Source organism: Acidisphaera rubrifaciens HS-AP3, assembly GCF_000964365.1.
Taxonomy (GTDB): Bacteria; Pseudomonadota; Alphaproteobacteria; order Acetobacterales; family Acetobacteraceae; genus Acidisphaera; species Acidisphaera rubrifaciens.
In genome coordinates, this window is record NZ_BANB01000381.1 from 1 (window position 1) to 1,264 (window position 1,264).

Sequence of the window (1,264 nt, forward strand, 5' to 3'; positions counted from 1 at the left end):
CCGCATCGTCGAAACAGGGAAGGTCGTCATGGGCCAGCGACGCGCAATGCAGCAGCTCGATCGACGCCGCTGTCGCTTCGGCCAGCACGGGCTCGTCGTCGCCGCATGCCGCCGCCACCGCGAGACACAATCGGGCCCTGATGCGCGCGCCGCGCGGGAACACGGCATAGTGCATCGCCTGCGCGAGCCGCGGCGGCCCGTCCGCGGCGTCCGCCGCCGCCAGCGTGTGGGCGAGTGCGTGCTCGATCCGCGTCATGGCATCCATCTCGGCGCCTCCCGCTATGCAAGGGTCCGGTTGTCAGCCCGGATTGTCGACACGACTGTCAGGCTGTATTGACAGTGCTGTCAACCAACGTTTTCCCGTCGCGGCAATTCGGGCATGGTGGGCAGGCAGTAATCGGGGTGCCGTGCCGTGTCGCAGCCGAGGACCACGCTTCCGCGCCGCGTCGTGGTCATCGGCGCCGGGATGGGGGGACTGGCGGCGACGTTGCTGCTGGCGGCCGCCGGACATCACGTCACCGTGTTGGAGCGCGCCGACGCGCCCGGCGGCAAGGTTCGGCAGGTGGCGATCGGCGACGCGCTGCTCGACGCCGGCCCGACCGTGTTCACCATGCGCTGGGTATTCGACGCGCTGTTCGAAGCGGCGGGCACGCGGCTGGAGGAGCACCTGACCTTGCGGCCGGCGAGCGTGCTCGCGCGGCATGCGTGGAACGCCACGGAGCGGCTGGATTTATATGCGGACATCAATCGTTCCGCGGCGGCGATCGAGGCGTTCGCCGGCCCGGCGGAGGCGCGCGGCTATCGTGCCTTCTGCGCCCGCGCGCGCGACGTCTACGCGACGCTCGAACAACCCTTCATCAGCGGCGCGCGGCCGACGCCGCTGTCGCTCGCCGCAAGCACGGGCCTCGGCGGCCTGTCGCGCATCAGCCCGTTCGCGACGCTGTGGCGCGCGCTGGGCGATCACTTCCACGACCCGCGCCTGCAACAGCTATTCGGGCGTTACGCTACCTATTGCGGCGCCTCGCCCTTTCTCGCGCCGGCCACGCTGATGCTGGTCGCGCATGTCGAACAGGCCGGTGTCTGGCTCGTCGACGGCGGCATGCATGCGCTGGCGCGCGCCCTCGCGGCGCGGGCGGAAGCGCTCGGCGCGACGCTGCGGCTGGGCGCGGACGTCGCGTCGATCCAGGCCGAGGGCGGACAGGTGCGCGGCGTCGTGCTCGCCGACGGCACCGCCCTCGCCGCGGACGCGGTGGTGGCGAACGCG

General features: G+C 71.8%; 2 protein-coding genes. One reads left to right on the forward strand and one right to left on the reverse strand.

The features are described 5' to 3' along the window. Positions 1–265 (reverse strand): polyprenyl synthetase family protein (locus B8460_RS11420; RefSeq protein ID WP_048861725.1); only part of this gene is annotated, 265 nt, incomplete at its 3' end. 147 nt (positions 266–412) lie between these two features. On the opposite strand from B8460_RS11420, the gene B8460_RS11425 reads away from it, so the two are divergent. Then, on the forward strand, positions 413–1,264 hold an 852-nt coding region (locus tag B8460_RS11425; protein ID WP_241771170.1), incomplete at its 3' end, for a phytoene desaturase family protein.